This window comes from Alcaligenes endophyticus, assembly GCF_026344035.1.
Taxonomy (GTDB): domain Bacteria; phylum Pseudomonadota; class Gammaproteobacteria; order Burkholderiales; family Burkholderiaceae_B; genus Alcaligenes; species Alcaligenes endophyticus.
The window spans coordinates 395,398-420,428 of record NZ_JAPKND010000002.1; the positions used below are offsets into that span (position 1 = coordinate 395,398).

Annotated in this window: 20 protein-coding genes; 12 read left to right on the plus strand and 8 right to left on the minus strand. The window is 50.9% G+C overall.

From position 1 onward, the window contains the following. Nucleotides 1-2: 2 nt before the first annotated feature. Nucleotides 3-605 (minus strand): MotA/TolQ/ExbB proton channel family protein, encoded by a 603-nt coding sequence (locus OSH01_RS06150; protein WP_266123195.1) that lies wholly within the window; start codon nt 603-605, stop codon nt 3-5. A 454-nt stretch (nt 606-1,059) separates the two neighbouring features. On the opposite strand from OSH01_RS06150, the gene xseA reads away from it, so the two are divergent. The 3 genes from xseA to pcaF all read left to right on the plus strand — a co-directional run bounded on the left by xseA (nt 1,060) and on the right by pcaF (nt 4,484). Next, nucleotides 1,060-2,403, plus strand: coding sequence for an exodeoxyribonuclease VII large subunit (gene xseA / locus OSH01_RS06155; protein WP_266123196.1), 1,344 nt, complete (start codon nt 1,060-1,062; stop codon nt 2,401-2,403). Between the two features lie 50 nt (nt 2,404-2,453). Further along, nucleotides 2,454-3,032: a superoxide dismutase [Fe] gene (sodB, locus tag OSH01_RS06160; RefSeq protein WP_266123197.1), complete on the plus strand. Its 579-nt coding sequence runs from the start codon at nt 2,454-2,456 to the stop codon at nt 3,030-3,032. A 246-nt stretch (nt 3,033-3,278) separates the two neighbouring features. Beyond that, on the plus strand, nt 3,279-4,484 hold the full coding sequence (gene pcaF / locus OSH01_RS06165; RefSeq protein ID WP_290459340.1) for a 3-oxoadipyl-CoA thiolase: 1,206 nt from the start codon (nt 3,279-3,281) through the stop codon (nt 4,482-4,484). On the opposite strand, the gene OSH01_RS06170 is transcribed toward pcaF, so the two are convergent. Both OSH01_RS06170 and OSH01_RS06175 read right to left on the minus strand, forming a co-directional pair. After that, nucleotides 4,481-4,942, minus strand: a complete 462-nt coding sequence (locus tag OSH01_RS06170) for a DUF192 domain-containing protein (RefSeq protein ID WP_266123198.1) — start codon at nt 4,940-4,942, stop codon at nt 4,481-4,483. The genes pcaF and OSH01_RS06170 overlap by 4 nt on opposite strands. Before the next feature lie 41 nt (nt 4,943-4,983). Then, the gene (locus OSH01_RS06175; RefSeq protein WP_266123199.1) at nt 4,984-5,229 is read right to left on the minus strand and encodes a cold-shock protein; all 246 of its coding nucleotides are present in this window, start codon (nt 5,227-5,229) and stop codon (nt 4,984-4,986) included. Between the two features lie 163 nt (nt 5,230-5,392). Between OSH01_RS06175 and clpS the strand changes: the two genes are divergently transcribed. The 7 genes from clpS (at nt 5,393) to OSH01_RS06210 (ending at nt 16,831) form a co-directional block, all read left to right on the plus strand. Next, a complete protein-coding gene (clpS, locus tag OSH01_RS06180; protein WP_266123200.1) occupies nt 5,393-5,716 on the plus strand; it encodes an ATP-dependent Clp protease adapter ClpS in 324 nt (107 codons plus the stop codon). A 111-nt stretch (nt 5,717-5,827) separates the two neighbouring features. Beyond that, entirely contained in the window at nt 5,828-8,122 is a 2,295-nt protein-coding gene (clpA, locus tag OSH01_RS06185; protein ID WP_376918132.1) for an ATP-dependent Clp protease ATP-binding subunit ClpA, read from the plus strand. Between the two features lie 2 nt (nt 8,123-8,124). Next, complete coding sequence (locus tag OSH01_RS06190) at nt 8,125-9,378, plus strand: paraquat-inducible protein A (RefSeq protein WP_266123202.1); 1,254 nt, start codon at nt 8,125-8,127, stop codon at nt 9,376-9,378. A 12-nt stretch (nt 9,379-9,390) separates the two neighbouring features. Beyond that, complete coding sequence (locus OSH01_RS06195) at nt 9,391-11,034, plus strand: PqiB family protein (protein WP_266123203.1); 1,644 nt, start codon at nt 9,391-9,393, stop codon at nt 11,032-11,034. Then, nucleotides 11,035-11,661: a PqiC family protein gene (locus OSH01_RS06200; RefSeq protein WP_266123204.1), complete on the plus strand. Its 627-nt coding sequence runs from the start codon at nt 11,035-11,037 to the stop codon at nt 11,659-11,661. A 99-nt stretch (nt 11,662-11,760) separates the two neighbouring features. Beyond that, nucleotides 11,761-15,546 (plus strand): trifunctional transcriptional regulator/proline dehydrogenase/L-glutamate gamma-semialdehyde dehydrogenase, encoded by a 3,786-nt coding sequence (gene putA, locus OSH01_RS06205; protein WP_266123205.1) that lies wholly within the window; start codon nt 11,761-11,763, stop codon nt 15,544-15,546. Between the two features lie 82 nt (nt 15,547-15,628). Beyond that, nucleotides 15,629-16,831 carry a branched-chain amino acid ABC transporter substrate-binding protein gene (locus tag OSH01_RS06210; RefSeq protein ID WP_266123206.1) on the plus strand — a complete coding sequence of 401 codons (1,203 nt, stop codon included), beginning with the start codon at nt 15,629-15,631 and terminating at the stop codon, nt 16,829-16,831. On the opposite strand, the gene dut is transcribed toward OSH01_RS06210, so the two are convergent. Genes dut through OSH01_RS06235 form a run of 5 tightly spaced genes read right to left on the minus strand, consistent with a single transcriptional unit; the run spans nt 16,828 to nt 22,829 of the window. Continuing rightward, complete coding sequence (gene dut / locus OSH01_RS06215) at nt 16,828-17,277, minus strand: dUTP diphosphatase (protein WP_266123207.1); 450 nt, start codon at nt 17,275-17,277, stop codon at nt 16,828-16,830. The genes OSH01_RS06210 and dut overlap by 4 nt on opposite strands. A 19-nt stretch (nt 17,278-17,296) precedes the next feature. Beyond that, on the minus strand, nt 17,297-18,487 hold the full coding sequence (gene coaBC / locus OSH01_RS06220) for a bifunctional phosphopantothenoylcysteine decarboxylase/phosphopantothenate--cysteine ligase CoaBC (protein WP_266123208.1): 1,191 nt from the start codon (nt 18,485-18,487) through the stop codon (nt 17,297-17,299). A 2-nt stretch (nt 18,488-18,489) separates the two neighbouring features. Beyond that, complete coding sequence (lspA, locus tag OSH01_RS06225) at nt 18,490-19,041, minus strand: signal peptidase II (protein WP_266123209.1); 552 nt, start codon at nt 19,039-19,041, stop codon at nt 18,490-18,492. Further along, nucleotides 19,034-21,874, minus strand: a complete 2,841-nt coding sequence (gene ileS, locus OSH01_RS06230; protein WP_266123210.1) for an isoleucine--tRNA ligase — start codon at nt 21,872-21,874, stop codon at nt 19,034-19,036. The genes lspA and ileS overlap by 8 nt, the downstream gene beginning before the upstream one ends. Continuing rightward, a complete protein-coding gene (locus OSH01_RS06235; RefSeq protein WP_266123211.1) occupies nt 21,864-22,829 on the minus strand; it encodes a bifunctional riboflavin kinase/FAD synthetase in 966 nt (321 codons plus the stop codon). Before OSH01_RS06235 ends, ileS begins: the two co-directional genes overlap by 11 nt. 49 nt (nt 22,830-22,878) lie before the next feature. On the opposite strand from OSH01_RS06235, the gene purN reads away from it, so the two are divergent. Both purN and OSH01_RS06245 read left to right on the plus strand, forming a co-directional pair. Further along, entirely contained in the window at nt 22,879-23,535 is a 657-nt protein-coding gene (gene purN / locus OSH01_RS06240; protein WP_266123212.1) for a phosphoribosylglycinamide formyltransferase, read from the plus strand. 28 nt (nt 23,536-23,563) lie between these two features. Then, a complete protein-coding gene (locus OSH01_RS06245; protein ID WP_266123213.1) occupies nt 23,564-24,931 on the plus strand; it encodes an RsmB/NOP family class I SAM-dependent RNA methyltransferase in 1,368 nt (455 codons plus the stop codon). Nucleotides 24,932-25,031: the final 100 nt, after the last annotated feature.

Here is a 25,031-nt window from a genome sequence, read left to right on the forward strand (position 1 = left end):
GCTTATCGTTCCTGCTCAAGTAGCCTATGTAAGGCACCGGCTTCGGTTTCTAAGCGGTGTAAAAGCCAGTCAGCCTTGTTACGAAAATAACGATGGCAAATAAGTGCTGGAATGGCAATTAAAATGCCTAAGGCCGTATTGTAGAGCGCAATCGAAATGCCGTGAGCGATTAAACTGGGGTCGCTGCTGCCCGGCTCATACGCAGCAAAAATTTCAATCATGCCAATGACGGTGCCAAATAAGCCCATTAATGGTGCGATGAGGGCAATCGTGCCTAAGGCAGAAATGTATTTGCGTAGCTGATAATCGATTTCGCGTCCCTCTGCTTCGACGGCCTCTTGGCGTAGCGGGGCAGGGCTATGGCGGTATTCCAGTACCGTGCATAAAATTTGTCCGAGGAAAGAATTGCGCCTTAATTTGTCTAATGATTCATCTTGCACACGGTTTTGGAGCACCAGCCCACCCACCTGCCGGGCCAAACCAAGTGGTAGTATGCGGCGAGTGCGTAGCGAAAAGGTACGCTCAATAATCAGTGCTAAGGCTAAAATAGAGCAGGCCAAAAGCATCCAGATGGGCCAGCCTGCGGCATCAATAAGGGCAAGCAAGTTTAACTCTCGTACGTGGGGTGGCAGTCAGCGTCTATTTTAGGCTTAACTTTAGCAAAATGGCGGCTTTGTCTGAATATCGCTGTTGGGGGAGACTTTTGGGTCGAATGATACACCTGCATCAGGGTGAATATCGAGCTAAAAAAGATCGGATTTTCGCGTAAACCGCTTGGGTCGTGAGTTTGCGGCTTCTATCCACAAAATCTGTGGATAATTCTGTGCATAAGATTGTTCTTAATGGCGTGGTGTCTGCTTTAGGGGTTCCTTGGGTAATTATTGCTCGTTTTGTGTGAATATTAAAATCTATTTTTTATCAATGAGTTAGAGTTCTTGCTTGAGGTTTTGCATGAGTTTTTGATAAAAGCTTATTGAGCTAAAAAGGATTTGACAAAATGATGACGTTTGTGGATACACAGCGCAAAACAGATTGTTTTTATGTGAGTAGAGTAACTAAATGGTGACTTATCAACGCACTACGGAGCCTGTGTGGTCAGTGGCACAGTTGAATCGGCAGGTGGCGCAAATTCTGGATCAGTCCTTACCATCTGTATGGGTAAAAGGAGAAGTATCCAATTTCACCCAGGCTGCATCGGGGCATTGGTATTTTTCCATTAAAGATGAGCGCGCGTCGGTACGTGCAGTCATGTTTAGGGGGCGCGCCCAGGCAGTTGGTTTTGTGCCTAAGGCAGGCGAACAATTTGAGTTTCGCTGCACAGTTACCTTGTATGAGCCGCGTGGTGATTATCAAGTTCAGGTCGAGAGCCTGCGGCGTACCGGTCAAGGTGATTTGCATGAGGCTTTTTTACGTTTAAAGGATAAGCTTGAACGGCAAGGCTTATTTGACCCTGAGCGTAAGCGGCCTATGCCCGTCTTGCCCCGAGCAGTGGGGGTAATCACTTCTTTGTCCGCTGCCGCATTGCGCGATGTGTTAAGCGCCTTGGCACGACGCGCGCCCCATGTGCCGGTCATCATTTATCCTGCTCCCGTGCAAGGTTCAGAGGCGGCGGGAAAACTTGTTCAAGCCTTGCAGTTGGCCTATGCGCGCCAAGAAGTTGATGCGATTTTGCTGGTGCGCGGCGGTGGCAGCATGGAAGACCTGTGGAGCTTCAACGATGAGCACTTGGCATTGTGTATCGCGTCCAGCCCAGTCCCTATTATTTCCGGGGTAGGGCATGAGACCGACTTTACGATTGCTGATTTTGTTGCCGACTTACGTGCGCCCACTCCTACCGCAGCGGCAGAGCTGGTTTGTCGTAGTCAACAAGAATGGTTGGATATTTTGCAAGGGTTGCAGGGGCATTTGCAGCAACGTATGCAACGCATTCTAGAGCGCGCGAGTCTGCGCTTGGACCGAGCTGCTGGCATGCTGGTGTCACCGGGTCAACGGATTGCGCAGCAGCAGCAACGTTTGCAACATGTGCAGTATCGCTTGCAGAGTGTGATGCGTTGGCGGATAGAGCGTGAACGTGCGCGACAACTGCAGATCAGTCGTGCCTTAGCAAGGCAGCAGCCTGATGTGCGGGAGGCTAGTGAGCGCTTGCAGCAGTGTGTGCAGCGCTTACAACGGGCTTGGTCGCAGCGCGTGCAACAAAAGCAACATAGCTTGGGCTTATTAAGTCATACCTTACAAGCTTTGTCCCCTCTGCTTATATTGAATCGAGGATATGCTATTGTCAGAGATGCGAGAGGGAATGTGGTACAAAATGCGTTAGACTTAAACGTTGGTGAGCGACTCGATGTCGAGTTAAGTCGCGGCCAAGTTTCGGTCACCGTGCAAGATAAGCATGGGCTACTTTAGCTGCGTTCGTCTCGAATACCAAACATGGTTTTTTTTGAAGGAATTTGAATATGGCTTTTACTCTACCTGCTCTACCTTACGATATCAGTGCTTTAGAGCCTCATATCTCTAAAGAAACGCTTGAGTATCACTACGGTAAACACCACCAAGCGTATGTGACCAACCTGAATAACTTGGTGGCAGGCACTGAGCTTGAACATGCTAGCCTAGAAGAAGTCGTTAAGAAATCCACAGGCGGTGTATTTAACAACGCTGCTCAGGTTTGGAACCACACTTTCTACTGGAATAGCTTGTCACCCAATGGTGGTGGTCAGCCTAGCGGCAAACTGGCTGAGGCCATCAATGCTAAATGGGGCAGCTTTGATGCTTTCAAAGAAGCGTTTACTAAATCCGCTATCGGTAACTTCGGTTCCGGTTGGACTTGGTTGGTGAAGAAAGAAGACGGTAGCTTGGATATCGTTAACACCAGCAACGCAGGCACAACACTCACCACCACAGATGTAGCTTTGCTGACCTGTGACGTATGGGAGCACGCCTACTACATCGACTACCGCAATGCTCGTCCTAAGTACCTAGAGCACTTTTGGAATTTGGCGAACTGGGATTTTGCTACCCAAAATTTGGGCTAAGTAAGACCGTAGTAGCTGGCTAAAGCCAGGCCCCTGCTCTTTGGAGCAGAGAGCGACACCCCAAAGGTTAGACATTGTTCGAGCCTTTGGGGTTTTTTTGTTTCTGAAATAAAGCGTTGTTTTTTTCGTGTGTACGCCAGTCGGACATTTCATGGTTTTGACGTAGTCTTGTACCGTTCAATGCTTATGATGAGGCCTTCAGTAATAAACATGATGTGGGTTAAGCCTGCACGATTAGGAGACAATATGATTCAGGAGGCATTTGTTTGTGACGGGATACGTACACCTTTTGGCCGCTATGCGGGCGCTTTAGCCACTGTGCGAGCCGATGATTTAGGGGCGGTGCCTATTAAGGCTTTAATTCAGCGTCATCCACAAGTGGATTGGTCTTTATTAGATGACGTGCTGTATGGCTGTGCGAACCAGGCTGGAGAAGATAATCGTAATGTGGCGCGCATGGCAGCGCTGTTAGCGGGCTTGCCTACTGTCGTGCCAGGAGCGACTATTAACCGTTTATGCGGCTCAGGTTTAGATGCAGTAGGGGCAGCGGCGCGAGCTATTCGTAGTGGGGATGCGAGCTTTATGCTGGCCGGCGGAGTGGAAAGCATGAGTCGTGCTCCCTTTGTCATGGCCAAGGCAGAGTCAGCATTTTCCCGTCAAGCTGCTGTGTATGACACCACCATAGGATGGCGTTTTGTCAATAAGATGATGAAAGCACAATGGGGGGTGGACTCCATGCCTGAAACGGCGGAAAACGTGGCCGAGCAATTTAATATTTCACGTGCCGACCAAGATATGTTCGCCTTAGCCAGCCAAAGCAAAGCGGCGTTGGCTCAAAAAAATGGCGTGTTTTCCCAAGAGATTTGTTCCGTTTCTATCCCTCAACGTAATGGTAGTGAAGTGTGTGTTGATGCCGACGAGCATCTGCGCGCCACCACTTTTGAGGCGTTGTCAGCACTACGGCCCATTGTTAAGCCTGAGGGGACGGTGACGGCGGGAAACGCCTCGGGTGTGAATGATGGCGCGTGTGCCTTGGTACTCGCCAGTGAGCAAATGGCTAGGCAGCAGGGCTTGACACCACGTGCCCGGGTTGTGGCCATGGCATTTGCGGGGGTAGAGCCGCGTATCATGGGGATAGGGCCAGCTCCGGCGAGCGAAAAAGTGTTGCGTTTGGCCGGTCTGCGTTTAGAGCAAATGGACGTGATTGAGCTCAACGAAGCATTTGCTGCCCAAGGTTTAGCCGTATTGCGCTGGTGGGGGCTCGCTGATGATGATCCGCGTGTCAATCCTAACGGTGGAGCGATTGCCTTGGGCCACCCTTTGGGTGCGTCTGGCGCGCGTTTAGTAATCAGTGCAGTGAATGAATTGCACCGTCGTGGTGGGCGCTACGCGTTGTGCACCATGTGTATTGGTGTAGGCCAGGGCGTAGCGCTGGTTTTGGAGCGGGTTTAGTGTTTGGCTGAAGGCAAGCCAGTGACAAGGTCACCGGCTTGCTGCTGATGGCGAGCAAACCAACCTTGCTCCATCTCCAGAGCGTATAGCGCTGGCCCCTTGGAGCAATGGGACTCCAGCGCTAAAGGTTCCATTGCTTCTATATTGCTGATAATGCCTTGTTCATCGATGAATGCTACATCTAAGGGGATGAGCGTATTTTTCATCCAGAAGCACAGTTGTTCGCTTTGCTCAAAAACGAACAACATGCCGTGATCGGTAGGCAGTGAGCGGCGGTACATGAGACCTAAAGCTCGGCTTTGTGGAGTGTCGACCACTTCGGCTTGGAGAGTCGTGGTGCCCACTTTCAAGGCCACGTGACGCGTGGCTTTGGGTGGGGTGGCGTATGCTATGCTACTTGTGTAAATAGCCAGTAGGACAGAACCGCAAAAACTAATCAGTTTAGGTGTGTGCAACATGCTGCTCAATCGGGACAATATCAATGATTCTGAGTAAGGAATCAGGAAGAGGTGATATTTAAAGCCTGCTTTCCTTTGGGTCCCTGGGCGACCTCGTAAAACACTTTTTGTCCCTCCTTTAAAGTTTTAAAACCATTCATTTGAATGGAAGAAAAGTGGGCAAATAGGTCTTCGCCGCCGTTATCTGGAGTGATGAAGCCAAAACCTTTGGCGTCGTTAAACCATTTTACGGTACCTGACAGCTTTTGATTTTCACCTGTTGTCGCTGTGGTGCTTGTATCAGACATACTTCCTGCCTCTCAACTATAATATAAGGTTGATACTGCGCCCCCTCCCTGGGGCTGTTTTAAACGCAGTAGATAGGTTTTTTGCCTATTTACTTGCATTCACGTTGATAATGCTGAATTAAGCGTATTTCAGTCAACCTATGGAAAGCACCTAGTTTGTAATATGTCAGTCCAGATTGAGAGTCAGCGCGACACTATTCTTGAGCGCGAAACAAGCAAAGTAGCACCGCCGCCCATGTATATGGTCATTTTGCTTAACGACGACTATACACCGATGGAATTTGTCGTTAATGTTTTACAAAGAGTGTTTGCGAAAACGGGCGATGAGGCCGAACACCTGATGCTTAAGGTGCATTATGAAGGTAGCGCGGTATGTGGTATTTATACCCGTGACATTGCTGCTAGCAAGGTGGAAATAGTGCGTCAATTGGCGTTGGCGCATCAGCACCCATTGCAATGTGTGATGGAGCCGACCCCTACCGAGTAGGGCCAATTGCTCCTATCATTTGGTTTAGTCATAGAATAGAATTAACTGTAGTTTTACCCTTGCCGTGTAGGAGGAAGCGTGATCTCCGAAGAACTTGAAGTCAGTCTACATATGGCCTTTGTCGAGGCTAGAGCCGCGCGCCATGAATTCATCACGGTAGAGCATCTACTGCTGTCGTTGTTGGATAATGCTTCTGCTCTAGAGGTGTTAAAAGCTTGTGCGGCAGATATCGATGTTTTGCGTCAGAATCTGCGTAAGTTTGTTAGTGACAATACTCCCACCTTCCCAGGTGAGGGGGAAGTCGATACGCAGCCCACTCTGGGTTTTCAGCGTGTCATTCAGCGTGCCATCATGCACGTGTCGTCAACCGGAACTGGCAAGAATGTAGTGGCGGGTGCGAATGTGTTGGTGGCGATGTATGGGGAAAAAGACTCCCATGCGGTTTACTATCTGCAACAGCAGGGTGTAACCCGCTTAGACGTGGTTAACTATTTATCCCACGGTATTAGTAAAAACGCGCCTGAAGCCGCGCCCACCGATACTCCTAAAGCATCCGCCTCGCCTACGGGTGCTGCCGAGGCTGATACGCGTAGTGAGCAACAAAAGTCGCCGTTAGATCTGTATGCGGCTGATCTCAATCACGAGGCGCAGCTAGGGCGTATTGATCCGCTTATTGGGCGGGACCACGAAGTCGAGCGAGTCATTCAGGTTTTGTGCCGTCGCCGGAAAAACAATCCATTGCTGGTGGGTGAAGCGGGTGTAGGTAAAACGGCCATTGCTGAAGGTTTGGCTTTGCGCATCCAGCAAGGGCTAGTACCCGATATTTTGAGTGAAGCACGTGTTTATGCCCTTGATATGGGGGCGCTGTTAGCTGGTACCAAGTACCGGGGGGATTTTGAGCAACGTCTAAAAGCGGTGCTCAAACAGTTAAAAGAGACCCCCCATGCGGTACTGTTTATCGATGAAATTCATACCCTGATTGGCGCGGGTTCGGCCTCAGGAGGTACGTTAGATGCGTCGAATCTGCTCAAGCCAGCATTGTCTTCCGGGCAGTTAAAGTGTCTCGGTGCAACGACTTATAGCGAATACCGAGGTATCTTTGAGAAAGATCACGCGCTATCACGTCGTTTCCAAAAAATTGATGTGCCCGAGCCCACTGTGGGGCAAACCATACAAATTTTGCGTGGTTTAAAAACGCATTTCGAAGAGCATCATGGGGTGCGTTATTCCTCGGCCGCACTGACAGAGGCAGCGGAGCTATCAGCGCGCTATATCAATGATCGCTTTTTACCCGATAAAGCCATTGATGTCATTGACGAGGCAGGGGCAGCCCAGCGTTTGCTGCCGCGTTCGCGGCAGAAAAAAACGATAGGCAAGGCGGAAATTCAAGCTACTGTGTCCCGCATTGCGCGTATTCCGCCTCAATCGGTGTCGAGTGACGACAGAAATAAGCTCGCTACGCTAGGGCGTGATCTGAAAGCACTGGTGTTTGGGCAGGACGCAGCGATTGATGCCTTGACGGCAGCCATTAAGATGGCGCGTTCCGGGTTGGGGTTACCGAATAAACCTATAGGCTCGTTCTTGTTCTCGGGCCCTACAGGGGTGGGTAAGACCGAGGTGGCGCGTCAATTGGCCTTTACCATGGGAATTGAGCTCCTGCGCTTTGATATGTCCGAGTATATGGAGCGTCATACTGTGTCGCGCTTAATTGGTGCGCCTCCCGGGTATGTGGGCTTTGATCAAGGTGGTTTGCTAACCGAAGCGGTGACCAAGCAGCCACATTGTGTACTGTTGCTCGATGAGATCGAAAAGGCTCATCCGGATGTCTATAATATCTTGCTGCAAGTTATGGACAATGGGACACTGACCGATAATAACGGGCGTAAAACGGATTTCCGTAACGTCATTATTATAATGACAACGAATGCGGGCGCCGAAACGCTTAGCCGCAATAGCATTGGCTTTGCGCAAAGCAATAAAGCCGGTGAAGAAATGCAAGACATCAAGCGCCATTTTTCGCCAGAGTTCCGTAATCGTTTAGACGCCATTATTGGATTTAAGCCTTTAACTCGCGATATTATTTTGCAGGTGGTCGATAAATTCTTGATGCAGCTAGAGAATCAGCTGCATGAGAAACGGGTAGAGATTAACTTCTCTGAGGCCTTACGTAATTATTTAGCGCAGCAAGGGTTCGATCCTGCAATGGGCGCCAGACCTATGCACAGGCTAATTCAAGATACGATTCGTCGTGCTTTGGCAGATGAGTTGTTGTTTGGTCGTCTGGTTGATGGGGGTGCGGTTGATGTCACGCTGGATGCCGACGATAAGGTGATATTGGTGTTTCCAGGCGATGGGTCCGAGCAATCGCAATCGACTAGTAAACCCGAGCCGGAACTTGTCGATTAAACATGTCGACGACGCAGACGCCACTGATCGCCTGTACGCATTGTGACACTGTGCACCGGCGTGTGGCTATGCAAGAGGCTGCTCAGGCGCGCTGTGTCCGTTGTGAAACTGTCCTGTACCGAGGCAGCCGGTGGCAGGTGGGGCACTGGCAAGCGGTAGTCTTGGCAGTGCTTATCTTGTTTTTAATCGCAAACGGCTTTCCCATTGTGTCCTTGAGCCTGGCAGGGCAAACGGTACAGCCTACCTTTCCCGATGCTTTACTGCTTATCTGGCAGCAAGGGTATTGGGAGCTGTCTGTCTTGGCGGGTTTGGTGGGCTTTTGGCTCCCCTTGTTTCAACTTTTATTTCAGCTTTGGGCGTTACGTTGCATTGCGGCAAGGCGTAGGCCCAACGACTTCGCCTTGGGTTTGCGAGTCTTACGACATTTACAACACTGGTCTATGACCAGTGTCTTGTTTTTGGGCATAGTGGTTGCGATTGTTAAGTTTTCCGGTTTTGGTGATTTGCACCTTAAAGTCGGTATCTATGCTTTTTTATTGCTTTGCTTTTTACTCACCGCCTTAAGCCGGATTGATCACATGCGCTTGTGGTTATGGGCCGAAGATGCTGGCATGGTCATGACTACACCCACCCTCCAGTCCAATCAAGAGCATTGTGCTTGTGAAAGCTGCGGCTTGGTGCAAGCACTGGGGCCATCACACTGTTTGCGCTGTCATGCCACGTTACATAAGCGCCGCCCTAACGCACGGGCGCGTAGTTTGGCCTTTTTGGCAACCGCGATTGTGTTGTATATTCCGGCCAACGTATTACCCATGATGGAGTTGCGCAGTTTGGTGATGGCAGGTGAGCACACCATTATTGGCGGGGTTATACAGCTGTGGGAACTAGGCTCATGGGATTTGGCATTGATTGTATTTGTGGCCAGTGTGGTGGTTCCCATCACTAAAATATTGGCATTGAGCGTACTTAATTTACAATCTCGCTGGCGGGGCGATCGCATACAACAGCAGCGTAATCGTTTGTACGACATGGTTGAGCTGATTGGCCAGTGGTCCATGCTGGACGTGTTTGTAGTGGTGTTAATGGCTGCGTTAGCGAATTTCCCAGGGGTATCGCAGATTATTCCGGGCCCTGCAGCAATTAGCTTTGGCTTGGTGGTTGTGCTGACGATGTTGGCCGCGGAAAGCTACGATCCTCGTAGTGCTTGGGATCAATCCAAGCGCGGTCAGGTAACTGTTTCTACTGTGTCATTGTAGGTTAATAAATATATGAGCCAGCCGTCTCCTTCTTTGCCTGGGGCTACCGAGGCTGTCGAGCCCACCTTGGTCTCGCCTAAACGCAGTGGCTTTTCTTGGATCTGGCTCTTGCCGATTGTGGCTGCTATTGTGGGTGCCTCGTTGGTACTACGAAATTGGATGCTGACGGGACCTAATATCGAAATTTATTTCGATTCTGCGGAAAGCCTGGTCGTAGGACAAACCAAGTTGCGTTACCGCGATGTGGAAGTAGGGCACATTTCGTCTATTTCGGTGGCACCGGATCGCAAAGGGGTAGTGGTTAAGGCGCGCCTAGAACTAGAGGGGGCCGACTATATTACCCAAGAGCAAGCGCGCTTTTGGGTGGTAAGGCCGCGTTTGGGGCTAAGTGGGGTGTCTGGGCTTGGTACCTTGTTGTCCGGCGCCTATATTGCTGTGGATGCTCCGCAAACGGTTAGCAAAGCTGACAAAGTATATGAGTTCCATGGTCTTGAATCGCCGCCGGAGATCATTAGTGGCCGCCCGGGTTCGCGTTATGTGCTGACCACCCCAAGTTTAGGCTCTTTAGATAGGGGGTCACCCGTTTATTATCAGGGCATACAGGTTGGACAAGTGATTGGTTATGAATTTAATCCCGAAGGCGAGGGTGTGCATGTGCAGGTGTTTGTGGATGCACCTTATGATCAGTATATTACTGATAGTACGCGCTTTTGGAATGTTAGCGGCGTGAATATGTCGGTTGATGCGGGTGGCTTTACGGTACGTACGCATTCCTTGGTGGCCGCCTTAGCGGGTGGAGTGGCCTTTGAGCGGTCCACCATGGGAGCGAATCACCCTGTGCCGCCTAATACGTACTTTGAGCTATTCAGAAGTCAGACTGAGGCCTTGGCTGAGCCTGATGGTGTAGCAGTTCCTTTGCAGTTTCATTTTTATCAGTCCACCCGTGGTTTGCAAGCGGGTGCAGCGGTTGAGTTTCGTGGTCTTGAGTTGGGTAATGTTACCGATGTGCAGCTTGAGTATGATAGTGATAAGCAAAGTTTCTATGCCTTAGTGAAAGCGCGTATTTATCCTCAGCGGCTAGGTAGCGTGTATAACCATGTCGCCCTGGCAGCGCGTAAAGGTGATGATCCCTTGGCCTCTTTAATAGCACCAATGGTCAAGCATGGTTTGCGGGCGCAAATGCGGCCGGCTAATTTATTAACAGGTAAACAATATGTGGCCTTGGAGTTCTTCCCCAAGGCGCCTGAGTTTGCCTTTAATGAGCGTATGGTGCCTTTGTTGGTGCCTACCATTGCGGGTGACTTTGATCGCTTGCAAGAGCAAGTGAGCAATATCGTTAATAAAGTGTCTGCCATACCCTTTCCTGAGATTGGGGCACAGCTAGAGCAGATGTTGAAGCAGATGAACCTAGTCGTGCGTAAGCTCGATCAGGCAAGTGTGCCGCAATTGAATCAAACCCTACTGTCCGTGCAAAAGGCAGTGGATCAAGTGGCCAGCTTATTGGCGTCGGACTCCAGCCTCAACTCCAACCTAGAGCAAAATATGCGCGAATTAAATCGAGCTATGCGGTCTATGCGAGATTTGGCCGATAGCTTACAAGCGCAGCCTTCTAGCCTATTGCGTGGCCGTAAGGCGGATGTTTTACTGGAGCCCTAAATGAGAACCACTCTTTTATCCCGCTGGTCGGCGCTTGCTCTGCTGTTGTTATGTACGGCATGTGCGACCACCAGCCCGCAATACTACACCCTTAAAACACCGCTTTCTTTGCAGCCTGCGGCATCAAGCAAAGAGCCTGCCTACCAAGGTTTTGTGATCAAGCAAGTGGATATTCCTTTGCAGTTAGATAGGCGTCAGATCGTATTGAGCCGAGACGGGGGCGCGCAGGTGCAGTTGCTCAATGACTTTCAATGGGTGTCTCCCTTGGGGGACGAGTTGCAATTGGCGTTGCAGTCGGGCTTGCAAGCGCGTTTAGCCAAGCCTGAGTTGGCGACAGTGCTAGCCGGGGATAAATATTGGTTGTTAAGTGTTGCGGTGTCGGGCTTTGACTCTGTGTTAGGACGGCATGTGGCGCAAGAATTTAGTTGGAATTTGCAAGCGCGTGGCTTTCAAGCCCCCACGTATCAATGTCGTCTTTTGCAGCAAGCTCAGACCTCTGCGGACCTAGAGGCCTTGGTGTTAGCGCATCAGCAGTTATTGGGCAACATGATGGACATTTTAACGGCCCAGATGAACAGCCAGTCCTATGCAGGGGCTGATGGTGTTCTACTAAGTTGCGCGGGTTAACCCCTAGTTAACCTTTTCTTGTTTTGCGGTTAACTGCTTGCTATGATCAATTTATTATTAAATTGATCATAGACGCACGACCTTATTCATGGGGGACGCATGGCAAGTAGCATCACATTGGGTATTAAGGTGGATCTCGCTTTTCGAGATCGCTTACGAGGCACGGCAGAGCGGTTGGGCTGCACACCGCATTGGCTCCACAAACAAGCGTTATTGGCTTATCTGGACGCGATTGAGCGAGGTCATGTACCGAGTGAGTTGATGCATTTGCAGGATGCTGAGGCCGTTGCCGAGGGTGCTGCTGATGACGAAGGGCTATTGCCATTTCATGCGTTCGCCCAAGATATTCAACCTCAGTCTGTGTTGCGTTCTGCTATTACCGCGGCATATCGGCGTCCCGAAGTAGAGTGTTTGCCGTTTTTGTTGCAGCAAGCACAACCAGCCCAGTCTGCTAAGGCCCAAGAGCTAGCCGAAAAACTGGTACTGGGCTTGCGTAACCGTCGTGGTGGTGGCGGGGTTGAGAGTCTAATCCAAGAATTCTCGTTGTCCAGCCAAGAAGGCGTGGCCCTGATGTGTCTGGCCGAGGCTTTATTGCGTATCCCCGATCGCCCAACGCGCGACGCCTTAATTCGCGATAAGGTGTCCCATGGTGATTGGCGTGCGCATGTCGGCGAATCCACCTCCCTGTTTGTTAACGCAGCCAGTTGGGGCTTGATGTTGACCGGTAAGTTGGTGAGCTCCAATAGCGAAAAATCCTTGTCGTCCGCATTGACCCGCTTGATTAGTAAAGGGGGAGAGCCATTGATTCGGCGTGGCGTCGATACCGCTATGCGTTTGATGGGTGAGCAATTTGTGACGGGCGAAACAATTTCCTCGGCCTTGTCCAATAGCCGAAAAATGGAAGAAAAAGGCTTTCGCTACTCTTACGATATGCTGGGCGAAGCGGCCACCACTTCGGCAGATGCGCAGCGTTACTACCAAGCCTATGAGCAGGCGGTGCATGCCATAGGTAAAGCCAGTCAGGGCAAGGGTATTTATGAAGGCGGTGGTATTTCCATTAAACTTTCAGCCTTACACCCCCGTTATAGCCGTGCTCAACGTGATCGCGTCATGGACGAGCTGTATCCTCGTTTACTTAGCTTGTGTGTGCTGGCGCGTCGTTATGATATTGGTCTGAATATTGATGCTGAAGAGGCTGATAGGCTAGAGCTTTCGCTAGACTTATTAGAACGCCTGTGTTTTGAGCCAGATCTAGCGGCATGGAACGGTATAGGGTTTGTGGTTCAGGCCTATCAGAAACGTGCGCCCTATGTGATTGATTATCTAATTGATTTAGCTAAGCGTAGTTCGCATAGGTTGATGATACGTTTGGTAAAAGGAGCTTACTGGGATAGCGAAATTAAGCGTGCGCAGTTAGACGGCCTAGAGGATTACCCCGTCTATACCCGCAAGGTGCATACCGATGTAGCTTATCTGGCTTGTGCCCGCAAAATGCTTCAGGCGCCTGAAGCGTTGTTTCCGCAGTTCGCCACGCATAATGCACAAACACTGTCCGCTATTTATTACATGGCAGGGCAAAATTATTACCCAGGGCAGTATGAGTTTCAGTGTTTACATGGCATGGGCGAACCCCTTTATGAGCAGGTGGTCGGGCCCCTCAAAGAGGGTAAATTGAATCGTCCGTGCCGTATCTACGCACCTGTCGGGCCGCATGAGACCTTGTTAGCATACTTAGTGCGTCGTTTATTGGAAAACGGTGCTAATACTTCTTTTGTCAATCAGATCGGTGATAAAAGTATTCCAGTGGAAAGCCTGATTCGGGATCCCATCAGTCAAGCGCTGCAAATTCAGCCTGTGGGTAAACCGCATGACAAAATACCTTTGCCACGTCAGTTGTATTGGGAGGCTGAAGAGCGTTTAAATTCTGCTGGGTTGGATTTAAGTAACGAACATCGCTTAGGTTCTTTAGCTGCGGCGTTGTTACACGGGTGCCGACAGCCAGTAAGAGCTTTGCCGTTGTTGGGGCAAGATAGCCCTGAGTGGGACCAGCAACGCGCGCAGACAGTGCTTAACCCAGCCAATCACCAAGATGTGGTGGGGCATGTCATGACCGCCAGCGCACTTGATATAGAGCACGCTCTGAGCGCGGCACGTCACTACGCACCCATCTGGGAGTCCACGCCCGTCCATGAACGTGCAGATAGCTTATTGCGTGCCGCTCAAATGCTAGAAGATCGCATGCAAGAGCTCATGGGGGTGTTGGTTCGCGAAGCGGGGAAATCCTATGCAAATGCGATTGCTGAGGTGCGTGAGGCAGTAGACTTTTTGCGCTATTACGCGACCCAAGTGCGTCGTGATTTACAAGATGTGCAAGCGCGTCCGTTAGGGTGCGTCGTGTGTATTAGTCCATGGAATTTCCCCTTGGCCATTTTCTTGGGGCAAATTAGTGCGGCCTTGGCGGCGGGTAACGTGGTGCTGGCTAAACCGGCTGAGCAAACACCATTGATCGCCAGTTTAGCGGTTGGGATATTGCATCAAGCGGGAATCCCAGCGGGGGCCTTGCAGTTATTGCCAGGCGATGGCGTGCAGGTAGGGGCGCCCTTGGTGAGCCATGCACTGGTTAACGGTGTCATGTTTACAGGGTCTACCGAGGTCGCCCGTTTAATCGCTCAGCAACTGTCGCAACGCTTAAATCCTAATGGTGAGGTGGTCCCCTTAGTAGCGGAGACAGGGGGCCTGAATGCGATGGTGGTCGATTCATCTGCTCTGGCTGAGCAGGTAGTGGTGGATGTGCTGAACTCTGCTTTTGACTCGGCAGGGCAGCGTTGTTCAGCTTTGCGCTTATTATGTTTGCAAGCTGATTGCGCGGATCGCGTTTTAGATATGCTTAAAGGTGCCATGCACGAGCTACGTGTCGGTCGTCCCGACATGTTAACGACTGATGTGGGGCCGGTGATTGACGCCGAGGCGAAACGGGGCATACTAGAACATATCGTCAGCATGAAAGCGGCGGGGCATACCGTCGAGCAAGTGGCTATGCCCGCTTTGTCCGGCACCTTTGTAGCGCCTACATTGATAGAGATTAGTCGTATCGACGAGCTAGAACGCGAGGTCTTTGGGCCTGTCTTGCATGTGATTCGCTATGAGCGTAAAGATCAGGATTTACTGATCGAGCGTATTAATGAGCGTGGCTATGGCTTAACGTTTGGCGTACATACTCGTATTGACGAGACCATTGATAGATTGACGCAAAAAATACGGGCCGGGAATGTATACGTGAATCGTAATATTGTTGGCGCTGTGGTGGGTGTACAGCCCTTTGGGGGTGAAGGCTTGTCAGGCACAGGGCCCAAGGCAGGGGGGCCCTTATATGTGCGTCGTTTATTAACTGATGTGCCGAAAATCAGTTTGGCGCCGTATAGGCAACAAGCCTGTGCATTACCCGGTCCCACGGGCGAAAGTAACCGTTATCAGTTGCATCCGCGTGGTACGGTACTTTGTATACCCGCCACTGAACTAGGCTTGCAACAGCAGCTAGAAACTGTAGCTGATAGCGGCAATCAAGCACTGGTATACGTGCGCGATGCACAATCAGCTTACGCGCGCTTAGCACAAGAACAAGGTTTATCCATGGTGTCACTAGAGGCTGAGCTCGATAGTTTCAATTACGAGGCGGTGTTGTTCGAAGGAGATAGTGATGAGCTACTTGTTTGGAACCAGCGTTTAGCTCAAAGCACTGGGCCTATTATCGGACTACAAGGCTTAAGTAGCGCCAGTTTACAAGCCGGCGCTTATTATCAAGCCGAGCGCCTGGTACGCGAAGTCTCAACGAGTGTAAATACCGCTGCGGTAGGGGGTAATGCTAGTTTGATGATGATAGGCTAAAGCTATTTGTTATAGTGTATTGTTATGAGGCCCGCTTCGGTGGGCCTATTGCATGAGCAACTATTAACAGAGAGCTGAAAGCATGTCTTTACGTTTGGGTATGAGCTTGATTGCCTTGAGTGTCAGCGCTATGGTGCAGGCGCAGCCCGAAGCTGAAACGCTATTGGTTAAAATAGGTTTTGCGGCGCCCTTAAGTGGTCTGCAAGCCCATTACGGCGTTGATATGCAACACGGCGTGCAACTGGCCCTAGAGCAATTGAACTCCTCACCCATACAGCTAGGCGGTAAAACCGTTCAATTTGAACTATTTGCACGGGATGACCAGGCTCAACCAGACAAAGCCATTGTTGTGGCGAAAGAGTTGATTCAAGCAGATCTCAGCGGCGTATTGGCGCATTTCAATTCGGGTACAAGCATTGCCGCAGCTTCCATTTATCACGCAGCAGGTTTGCCTCAAATGGCGATGGCTAGTGCGGTAGCTTATACCGAGCAGGGTTACGATACGGCTTTTCGCATGATGGGTAATGATGCACAGCAAGGAACCGCATTGGCGCAGTTTATGGTCAAAGACCTAGGCGCCACTAAAGTGGCGGTTTTGCACGACAACAGTTTGTATGGCGAAGGCCTGAGCGCGCAGGTAGTGAAGGCGGTAGAGCAAGCAGATGCCCGGATTGTGCTGGCTGAATCGTTAGACGAAGAAGTCAAGACCTGGGATGACTTATACGAACGCTTGGTGCAATCAGCGGCCGATGCCGTCTTCTTTGCAGGTACAGACCGGCAAGGCGCCGCCATAAAACGTTTTTTTCACGGCAAGCAGAGTAAGTGGAGCTTTGTGACGGGTGATATGGGGCGTACCCGGCTTTTTATTGAGCAAGCCCAAGAGGCTGCTGAAGGCACTTATGCTTCTTTGTCGGGTGTGCCCTTAGAGGGTGTTGCTGCTGGCCGCCGTTTTCTGCAAGAGTATGAGCAGCGGTTCAACGGCAGTTCTTTGGGGTATGCGGCGTATGCTTACGACGGTATGTGGAATATGGTAACCGCGATGCAACTGGCTGATAGTAGCGACCCATTGGTATATTTGCCGCATTTAGCATCCTTAAAGCGTAGCGGAGTAACCAGCCAAAATATCTCCTACGACCGCCATGGGAACCTACGCCAAAGCCCCTTTACGGTTTATCAAGTACGTAAAGGCGAGTGGCGTACCGCGAAAATTTTGCTCAGCCAGACGCGTGATCCTAAGCCTGAGCCCAAACCTGAGCCCAAACCTGAGCCCAAGCTTGAAAATTAAGCTTTTCCTGTGCTACCAAAACCACCGGTGCCACGCTCAGTGGCATCGAAGTCGTCTACGACGTTAAAGCCTACTTGAACAATAGGCACAATGATCATTTGCGCAATGCGTTCTAGGGGCTCGATGCTAAAGGCCGTATTGCCTCGGTTCCATACCGAAACCATCAGCGGACCTTGGTAGTCTGAGTCAATAAGGCCCACTAAGTTACCTAGTACGATGCCATGCTTATGACCTAAACCCGAGCGTGGCAAGATCATGGCTGCATAGCCGGGGTTGTCCAAGTGCATGGCTAAACCCGTTGGTATGAGTTCAGTTTGGCCGGGCTGTAAAACCAAGGTGTCGTTTAAACAAGCACGAAGGTCCAAGCCAGCAGAACCAGGGGTGGAATAGGCGGGTAATAGCTCGCGTATTCTGGCATCCAAAATCTTTATATTGACGTTATTCATGTGTACAGCGAATAAAAAATTAGGTGTAAAGACGGCTAGCAATAGCCTTGATAAGTTGACTAGCCGCTTGCGTTTTGCTTTGAGCAGGCCACTGCTCGTGGCCCTCATCGTCGAATAGTACGAGCGCGGTATCGTCGGCATTCATGGCGTGCTGTGCCAAATTGCCAAATAGCAAAGGCACCTTTTTGCGCAGCCGTTTAGCTTGGGCATGCTCAACCAGTTGATCGGTTTCGGCCGCGAACCCTACACAGTAGGGCCCGTTCGGTAGGGCCGCGACCTCGGCTAAGATATCGGGATTGAGGGCAAACTCAAGTGCTGGCGCAGCTCCATCGGCCTGCTTCTTGAGCTTTTGGGTGCTGGCATTGCTGACATACCAATCTGCTACTGCTGCCACACTAATGAAAATATCGTTGTCGCTGGCAGCCTGCATAACAGCCTGATGCATTTGCCTTGCGCTTTCTACCGAGGTGCGTGTTACCCCGTAGGGCGCGGGCAGGGCGGTAGGCCCAGAGATCAGATGCACGCGGGCGCCTGCTTGCTGCGCCGCAAGAGCAATAGCGTAGCCCATTTTTCCTGAGGAGCGATTGGTAATGACACGTATCGGGTCTATGGGCTCTGAGGTAGGCCCTGCTGTCATTAAGACGCGTTTACCAGCCAGTAGCTTGGGCTGAAAAAATGCAATCAACTCGGCCAAGAGTTCATGTGGCTCTAGCATGCGGCCATCGCCAGTTTCACCGCAGGCTTGATCACCTGCCCCTGGGCCTAAAATGAATATACCATCGTCGCGTAACTGCTGAATATTGCGCTGACAGGCTGGGTTTAGCCACATTTCCCGATTCATGGCGGGGGCGATCAGCAAGGGGCAGTCGCCTTTGGCAATGCATAGTGTGCTCAGTAAATCGTCAGCTCGGCCTTGGGCCAGCTTAGCAATAAAGTCGGTGCTAGCGGGGGCGATAAGAATGGCGTCTGCGTCGCGACTAAGCTGTATATGGGCCATGTTATTGGGAACGCGAGGATCCCAAAGGTCAGTATATACAGGGCGGCCTGATAGAGCTTGAAAAGTAACCGGAGTAATAAAGCGGCAGGCAGCCTCTGTCATGGCGACATCTATACGTGCACCTTGCTCAAGGGTGCGACGTACTAACTCAGCTGTTTTATAAGCAGCGATGCCCCCAGTTATACCGAAAACCAAGCGCTTATTGGCAAGCATGTTTACTCCTTAGGCTCGTGCTTTTTTTTACGTAGACGCAGGAATTCATCTAACACCATTAAAATGGCGCCACAAGTAATGCAGATGTCGGCGACATTAAAAGCGGGAAAATAAGAGTTATTCCAGTAAAAAAGTAAGAAATCTATGACGTGCCCATGTTGAAAACGATCCAGAACATTGCCTATGGCCCCGCCCATAATTAGGCTCATGGACAGGCTAAATAAGATTTGTTGGGGCGTCTTGCGTAGCAAAGTGATAATAAGCGCGGAGGCGCCTAGGGCAATGCTAATAAAAAACCATTTTTGCCACCCTTGGCCATCAGCCAAAAAACTAAATGCTGCACCTGGATTGTAGAGTAGGGTGAAGTCGAAAAAAGGGAGAACATTCCAGCGTTCGGCGTAATAAAGATGCGTATTAAAGTACTGCTTAGTCCATTGATCAAGCAGGACTAATGAGGTGGCGAAAGCCATCCACCACCAGAAACGCTGGTTGTTGTTCAGCCCGCGCCCCCTTTTTTGGGGGCTGTTGTGCGAGTTGGTAACCTGCTTATGCATGGTGACGCACTTCGCCTTGGCCAAACAGGTTTTCTTCGCAGCGATGACAGATAGTAGGATGCTCGGTGCTGGTGCCTACATCGGGGCGATGATGCCAGCAACGTTCACATTTCTCTGCTTCCGTAGCGTTCACTTTTACTTCTAATGTGCCTTCATGTTCATGGACGTTAGCGCGCGAAACAATCAGCACAAAGCGTAAGTCGTCGTCTAAGGAGCGCAATACCTCAAGCTCACGGCCTTGAGCATAAATGTCTACTTCGGCCGCCAAAGAGGAGCCTACTGCCCCTGTGCTGCGTACGTCCTCGATACGGCGCATGACCTCGGCGCGAATGGTGCGCAACACTTGCCAGTTTTGAGTAAGTTGCTCGGCATCGACCACGGTTGGCAAGACATGGAAAGTCTCGGTGAAAATGGTGACGGGTTCTTGTTTGCCTTGTTGCAGATCTTTCCACGCCTCTTCTGCCGTAAAGGACAGAATAGGGGCCATCAGCTTAAGTAACGCTTGGGTAATGTGATAGAGCGCCGTTTGCGCTGAGCGCCTAGGTAGACCGTTTTTAGCCGTTGTGTAGAGGCGATCTTTGAGGATATCGAGATAAAAGGCACCCAAGTCCTCGGAGCAGAAAATTTGCAGACGAGCAACGGCGGGGTGAAACTCGTATTTAGCGTAGTTTGCCCGTACTTCAGCCTGCATGGCTTGCGTCATAGCGATGGCATAACGGTCGATGTCGAGCATGTCCTCGATGGCAACAGCATCGGTCTCGAGGTTGAAGTCCGCTAAATTACCAAGCAAAAATTTCAAGGTGTTGCGGATACGGCGATAGCCCTCTACCACGCGTTTAAGGATTTCGTCAGAGATGGAAAGCTCGCCCGAGTAATCGGTAGATGCCGCCCATAACCGTAAAATTTCTGCCCCTAGGCTATCCGCAATTTTTTGAGGAACAATGGTATTGCCCAAGGATTTGCTCATTTTGCGGCCTTTGCCGTCCACTACGAAGCCGTGGGTCAGCAATGCCTTGTAGGGTGCGCGGCCATATAGCATGCAGCCAGTGAGCAACGAGGAATGGAACCAGCCACGGTGTTGGTCTGAGCCTTCTAAATATAGGTCGGCAGGCCACTGCAAGGCATCGGCATGTGAGCCTTTAATATTGTGGCTTTGTCCGCCTAATACCGTAGCGTGTGTGCTGCCTGAGTCAAACCAAACATCTAGGGTGTCGCGGTTTTTTTCGTATAAATCGGCCTCATCACCCAGTAGTTCTCGTGGGTCTAGCGCTTGCCAAGCCTCAATACCGTGCAACTCAATGCGTTGAGCGACTTGTTCCATGAGATCGGGGGTGCGTGGGTGCAACTCGCCGGTTTCTTTGTGTACAAAGAAGGCCATTGGTACGCCCCACTGGCGTTGACGCGATAAGGTCCAGTCGGGACGATTAGCAATCATGGCATGTAGGCGAGCACGGCCCCAAGCGGGGTAAAACTCAGTTTGATCAATCGCTTCCAACGCCATTTCACGCAAGCTGCGGCCAGTTTGGTTGGGTTTATCCATACCCGCAAACCACTGGCTAGTGGCTCGATAAATAATGGGAGTTTTGTGACGCCAGCAGTGCATGTAACTGTGTTGGTGGTCGACGCTTTTGAGTAGCGTGCCCGCGGTGCTGAGAGCCTCAACAATGAGCGGGTTGGCCTTCCAGATGAACAAACCGCCAAACAAGGGCAAGCTTTCGGCGTAGTGACCATTGCCCATAACGGGCTTGATGATGTTGTCATCGCTAAGGCCGTTTGCTTTACATGACACAAAGTCTTCCACACCATAAGCGGGGGCCGAGTGTACGACTCCGGTACCGCTGTCTAAGGTGACATAATCACCTAAGTAGATGGGTGACAAACGGGCGTAGCCGGCGTCGGCCTGTGCAAGAGGGTGGTGAAAGGCGATGTTAGCGAGTTTTTCACCTGGAGCACTGGCGATGATTTCCCCTTCCAACTGCCATTCCTCTAGGCATTTTTTGACGAGATCCTTGGCCAGTAATAAATATGAGCCGGTTGAGCGCGGGGCACTAAGGCGCACTAATGAGTATTCGAACTCGGGATGTATGTTTAGGGCTTGGTTCGCTGGGATAGTCCATGGGGTGGTTGTCCATATAACAATGGCACCGTCATCAACCTGAGGTAGGCCAAAAGCTTGAGCCAGCTTTTCGTGCTCGGCAAAAGGAAAGGCGACGTGAATGGAGGGGTCTTTGCGCTCGGCGTACTCAACTTCGGCCTCGGCTAGGGCGGAACCGCAGTCAAAACACCAGTTCACCGGCTTTAAACCGCGAAATACAAAGCCTTTTTCCATGATGCGTAACAACACGCGAAGCTCATCGGCCTCGTTGCTGTAATTCATGGTTAAGTAAGGGCGTTCCCAGTCAGCCAATACGCCGAGGCGTTTGAAGTCTTTGCGTTGGCTATCAATTTGCTCAAGAGCGTAGGCACGCGCTTTGGACTGCACCTCGGCTACGGGCAGGTTTTTGCCGAATTTTTTTTCGATTTGAATTTCAATGGGCATGCCATGGCAGTCCCAGCCAGGTACATATTGTGCATCAAAGCCTTCCATGTTGTGGCTTTTGACAATAATGTCTTTCAAAACCTTGTTGACAGCATGGCCTATATGAATATCGCCATTGGCATACGGAGGGCCGTCATGCAAAATGAATTTAGGACGTCCGGCGCTGGCAGCGCGTATGGCGGCGTAGACTTTCTTTTCTTCCCACTGGGCGACCCAGTTAGGCTCGCGGCGTGCGAGGTCGCCGCGCATAGGGAAGGGAGTGTCGGGTAGGTTGAGAGTGTCTTTATAGTCCATGGATGGCGAAGTAGTCTTGAGCGCCTTGTGCATCCTGACGGATAGCGGCGATCATAGTATCAAGGTCAGGGAATTTTTCTTCGTCCCTGACAAATTCTAGAAATTCGATTCTTGCAAGTTTACCGTATGCATTGAGTTGCGAGTTCAGTAAATGTACTTCAAGCAATAAACGACCTTGAGATTGCACTGTGGGGCGTACCCCGAGGCTAGCTATTCCTGCTAAAGGCTCAGGGCCCAGGCCGTGAGCGCGCACGATGTAGATACCTGAGCGCACGGCACAGTGTTCGGGAACCGGAATGTTCATGGTAGGAAAACCAATTTGGCGTCCTAGTTTTTGTCCATGTATGACATGTCCGCTTAAGTGATAAGGTTTACCTAGTAAGTGGCGCGCCCGGTCTAACTGGCCAACGGCTAAGGCGGTGCGTAGTTCTGAGCTGGAGATACGTCGGCCTTCAGCATCCACCACATCATCAATGGTTTCGACCTCAAAGCCGTATTGTTCACCGGCTTGGCGCAGTAATGCGACGTCGCCTGCACGTTTATGTCCGTAGCGGAAATCAGCGCCTACCAGTAGCCAGCGCGTGTTCAGGCCGCGCACGAGTATTTGTTCAATGAAGTCCTGGGCTAACATATCGGCCATGGCTTGATTGAAGCGCGCTAGGTAAACTTGTTGTATCCCCGCCGCAGTAATAGCCTCTAGTTTGTCACGCAGGCTGCTGATTTGCGTAGGGATAAGTTCGGGGCGTTTGCCCCGCAGGGCAAAATAAGCGCGCGGGTGTGGTGCGAAGGTCATCACACTGGGCACGAGGTGCTCACGCACAGCCTGTTCGTGCACCCGCCGCAAGATGGCCTGATGACCTAAATGGACACCATCAAAGTTGCCTATGGTTAGGGCGCTAGGGGCCTCGCAGTTATAGCGTGGCAGAGAGCGGTAAAGTTTTAGAGCAGATTTCACAAGCGAGAGTTTACAATTTTGAATTCTTTATTTCTCGGGAAGTAGAATTTTGACCGATTTGACCCCACTTTGTCGCCTAGTGATTTTGATTTCCGGGCGTGGCAGCAATATGCAGGCAATAGTCAGCATGATAGAGGAACAAGGTTTGCCTGCTCAAGTCTGTGCGGTAATTTCCAACCAGATTGACGCAGAAGGGGTAAACTGGGCAAAAGAGCGAGGTTTGACGACGGCATGCATTTCGCATCGCGATTTTGCAACACGTGCCGACTTTGATCAGGCTTTATTGCAGGAAATTGACAATTATCAGCCCGACTATGTTTTACTTGCGGGCTTCATGCGAGTGCTTAGCCCATTTTTTGTTGAGCATTATCATGGTCGTTTAATCAATATCCATCCTTCGCTGTTACCTAGCTTTCCGGGTTTGCGCACGCACGAGCAAGCTTTACAGGCAGGAGTGCAGTGTCATGGTAGCACGGTGCATTTTGTTACGCCGGTTCTAGATCATGGGCCTATTGTTGCGCAAAGCATTATTCCAGTGCTGGCCAGTGACACGCCTGAGTCGTTATCGGAACGGGTGCTTGCCACCGAACACGTGGTGTATACCGCGGCGGTGCGTTGGCTGATTCAAGGGCAGGTGCACTTAGATGCTCAAGGTAAAGTACAGGTTAAAGACCTTGAACAGCGCAGTTTTTATTTTCATGCTTGATGAAGCATGTATCAGGACAGAATTCTTCATGACCCCTAATAAATCTAAGCCAGCCCGTAACGAGCAGCGTTCGGGTGGCGCACGTAAAACCAAGCCTTTTGTAGACGCTAAACGTCCTCAAGTGGCAACGCAGTCTATTGCTGCCCGACGCCTAGAGCAGGTGGCTAGTGCTTTGGGCGAAGTGCTGCAGTGGAAACATCCGGCTGATCTAGCGCTGACGCGGTGGGCTCGCAATCACCCCAAAATTGGTTCGCGTGATCGAAGTGAAATTCGGGAAGCCGTGTTCGCGGTGTTGCGTAATTTGCGCTTATTTCGCCACTACGCTGAAAGTGGCGTAGGCCCCTCCACACGCCGATTGGCTCTATTAGGCCTAAGTCAGGTTTTCGAGGCAGACGTTTTGGACTCTGGTTTGAGCGCCGATGAGCGGGCTTGGGTCACGCATATTCGCACTATAAATCCGCAAAGCTTGTCGGTAGGCTTGCGTTTGAGCTTACCCGAGTGGCTAGAGGCACGTCTGCAAGACATTCCAGAGTCGTACAAGCTGATGGAAGCCATGAACGAGCAGGCCACCTTGGATTTGCGTGTTAATCCAATGAAAGCGGAAAGAGACACGGTGCTACGACAATTACAAGGTGGCTCAATGGCGCGCTTCAAGCCCGTGGCCACCCCGTACTCACCTTGGGGTATCCGCATTGAGGGGCGCCCGTCTGTTGCTGTATGGCCACAGTATGAAAAAGGTGAGCTAGAAATTCAAGAGGAGGGCAGTCAGTTATTAACTGCTCTGGTAGAGCCTCGACGCGGTGAAATGGTTATTGATTACTGCGCTGGAGCCGGTGGTAAGACCTTATTGTTGGGCGCACTGATGCGGTCCACCGGACGCTTGTATGCCTTTGATGTCTCCGCTACCCGTCTTAATAAAGCGAAGCCTCGTTTTGCGCGAGCAGGCTTGTCGAATGTGGTGCCAGTGGTAATACAAGAGCAGGGCGACCAGCGTGTGCGTCGTTTGCATGGTAAAGCACATCGTGTTTTGGTCGATGCTCCCTGCAGTGGTTTAGGAACTTTACGCCGCAATCCTGATCTAAAGTGGCGTCAACACCCTGAATCGTTAGCGCAATATGTGCAACTACAGGCCGATATTTTGAAGCAAGCGTCAGTGTGTGTGGCGCCAGGAGGACGGTTGGTGTATGCCACATGTAGCTTTTTAGCTGAAGAAAACCAGGCTCAGGTTGAGCGCTTCCTAGCGGAAAATCCCGATTTTCAACTACTGGACGCGCGGCTTATTCTTAAAGATAAAGCGCCTGAGCTTGAACTGGAGGATTCTTATTTGATTTTACGTACTGACAAGCACAACACAGACTGCTTTTTTGCAGCAGTGATGGAGCGCAAGTCAGCGTAAATAGGGGCCCAAAACACTTGATTTGTCGCAAGGTTACAGTGAAATGACTGTTGCAGGTGAGTCAAGTGGGCTACACTTTCTGCTGTTCTATAACGATGGA